Below are 2,727 nucleotides of genomic sequence, written 5' to 3' on the forward strand. Positions count from 1 at the left end.
ACGGCATGCCGAGCGTGCGCATCAATTCCACCCCGCGACGGTGGCGGCCAGGATCGGTGTTGTGCTCGACAAGCGCGGTCGGCAGATGTTCCATCGAGGTGCCGCCCGAATGGATGTCGAAGACGACGTCATGACGCGGGAAGAGTTCGCTCTCCAGGAAATTCGCCAGCCGGCTTGTCGGCGTACCCGACGGGTCGCCGGGGAAAGCGCGGTTCAGATTACCGCCATCGAGCGGCGAGCAGCGTTTGGCGGCCATCACCGCCGGTATATTGGCCATCGGCAGGATGGTGATGCGGCCCCTGATCCGCTTCGGGTCGAGCCGGCGCACCAGCTTGGCCAGCGACAGCTCACCTTCATATTCGTCACCGTGATTGCCGGCCATCAGAAGCAGCGACGGGCCGTCGCCGTTGCGGACGAGGCAGATCGGAACCTTGACCTGGTAATAGGGCGAGCGGTCGATCGAGAACGGAATGCTGAGATGGCCCGACGTCTTGCCATCGCGGCCGAAGTCGAGCGTGTGGGCGAGGCCGGTATGCATGGCTCAGACCGCCGCCACCGCGGTGACTTCGATGCGCAGATCAGGATCCGCAAGGCGCGCTTCGACGCAGGCGCGGGCCGGCAGGCGCTCGGGGTCGACCCAGGCGTCGTAGATGCTGTTCATGGCATCGAAATCGCCGATCTGCGGCAGGAAGATGTTGACGGCCACCAGTTTCGACTTGCTGGTGCCAGCCTCGGCGAGAAGCGCGTCGATCTTGGCCAGCACGTCGCTGGTCTGGGCTTCGATGCCGGCCTTGCGGTTGTCGGGCACTTGGCCGGCTATGTGCACGAGACCGCCATAGACGACCGCCTGCGACATGCGGGAGCCGGACTGGAAATACTTGATCATATCGCATCCTTTCAGTTCGTTTTGCGGGGCCGCCGCGGATCCGGTCAGCCGAAATAGGTTGGGAAGGCATGGCGGACATGCCCGGCCTCGTCGACGCCGAAGATGACGCGGTAGCGGTCGAGGCAGGTGCAGGGGTGCGAGATGCCGAACTCGACGACATCGCCGACGGCGAGCTCGCTGTCCGGCTCCAGCGCCAGGAAGGCGTGCTGATCGTTCAGCTTGACGACTTTGGCGTTCACCAGCGCGCCAGCCTGCAACTTGCCGGCGCGATAGACCGCGAGCGGTATGGCAAATCCCTGGTCGAACGACACATCGCGCATGCCCATGYCGCAAATCGCCAGGCCCGGTTCCGGCCGCGACAGCACTTCGGCCCACAGCCGCAGCGCCGGGCGAAACGATTGCCGGGCGGATGCCTTCTCGCCGCCGATCGCAAACCCCTGGCGCGCGTCAAGCACACCGAGCGAGCGGTCATAGGTTCCGTGGTCGTGGAAGAAGATGGCGCCGCTGCGCAGCACCAGCGTCGCATTGCCGTCGCGCGAGACGACAGGCAACAGCGCGGCGACAACCCTGTCGAAGAAGATCGAGCCCCCAGCCGTCACGATCAGTGGCACTTCGCCGCCAAGACGGGCGCGCAGCCGCAGGAACATGTCGGACGTCCTTGCCAGCAGCTCGGCGATCGCCGCGTCGGTGCGGCCGGCATCCGGTTGCGCGGCGGCACCTTCATAGGTCGCGACGCCGGCGATCAGCAGGCGACCGCCGCTCGCCATCACCGCATCGGCGATCGCCTCGGCCTCGGTCGTGGTGCGCGCACCTGCCCTGCCCGCGCCCAGTTCGACCAGCACGCGCAAGGGCGCGAGCGATGCATTGGCACGCCAGGCCCCGGCCAGCGCATTGACGACGTCGACCGAGTCCACGAAGACGAGAATCTCGGCATCCGGCCAGGCGCCTGCGAGCGTTGCCAGGCGGCTTGCGCCGCCGCTGCCGCCAACCTCGTTGGCAATGATCAGCCGGGAAAGGCCGGCCTTGAGCATCACCGTCGCCTGGCGGATATCGGCGACCGTCGTGCCCCAGGCACCGGCCTCGACCAGCGAGCGGGCCAGATCGGGTGCCATCGGCGTCTTGGCATGCGGCGCAACCGCAACACCCTGTTCGCTGATATAGCGCAGGAACAGGTCGCGATTGGCGGCGAAGGCCGCTTCGTCGAGGGTGAGCACAGGTAGAGCCATGCGGCCATCGGCAGGATGCCAGCCTTGCCGCCCGACAAGGCTGCTGTCCAGCCCCGCCGTGCCGGGCGGCACGCCGCGAATGCGGTCGTCGAGAACAAAATTTTCGCGCACGCCAAGCGGCGGGACTGGTGAGTTTTGCGTCATCCGATGCTAACCCTTTCGCGGTCGCGAAACGACACCTGGACCGACTCCCGATCCTGGTCATGCCATGAGAAAATTCCGTGCCGAAACCCTATACCGGACCGATCGTCGACGCCCACCATCATCTCTGGGATCTCGGCCTTGGCCGGCACCCGTGGTTGGCGGCGACCGCCGGCGAACGCGGTGGCCTGGGCGAACTCGGACCGTTGCGCCGCAACTATCTTCCGCACGATTATTCCCGCGACGCCGCCAGTCACGATGTCGTTGCCACGGTCCACGTCGAAGCCGGCTGGGCGAGCGATGATTGTGTCGGCGAGACACGCTGGCTGGAAACGCTCGACAAGTCGCAAGGCGTGGCGGCCCGCTATGTCGTCCACGTGCCGCTGGCGAGCCCTGAGGCGCCGGCGCTGATCGAGGCGCAGGCCGCCTTCGATCGGGTYGTCGGCGTGCGCGACATATTGAGCTGGGATCCCG

At 66.5% G+C, this 2,727-nt stretch carries 4 protein-coding genes; 1 reads left to right on the forward strand and 3 read right to left on the reverse strand.

Translation table 11 applies throughout. The features are described 5' to 3' along the window. The 3 genes from AC1DX0_RS34200 to AC1DX0_RS34210 all read right to left on the reverse strand — a co-directional run. On the reverse strand, positions 1-538 hold a 538-nt coding region (locus AC1DX0_RS34200), incomplete at its 3' end, for a M14 family metallopeptidase (RefSeq protein ID WP_477358765.1). Between the two features lie 3 nt (positions 539-541). Further along, positions 542-886: a RidA family protein gene (locus AC1DX0_RS34205; RefSeq protein ID WP_095198060.1), complete on the reverse strand. Its 345-nt coding sequence runs from the start codon at positions 884-886 to the stop codon at positions 542-544. 44 nt (positions 887-930) lie between these two features. Next, entirely contained in the window at positions 931-2,256 is a 1,326-nt protein-coding gene (locus AC1DX0_RS34210) for an alanine racemase (RefSeq protein ID WP_477358768.1), read from the reverse strand. A gap of 77 nt (positions 2,257-2,333) precedes the next feature. Between AC1DX0_RS34210 and AC1DX0_RS34215 the strand changes: the two genes are divergently transcribed. Next, positions 2,334-2,727 (forward strand): amidohydrolase family protein (locus tag AC1DX0_RS34215; protein WP_477358770.1); only part of this gene is annotated, 394 nt, incomplete at its 3' end.

It is taken from the genome of Mesorhizobium sp. P3_A9 (assembly GCF_056402975.1).

What these genes read in the sequence shown, in the direction of transcription:
- AC1DX0_RS34205 (WP_095198060.1), bottom strand. Translation starts at nt 886, where the DNA reads ATGATCAAGTATTTCCAGTCCGGCTCCCGCATGTCGCAGGCGGTCGTC.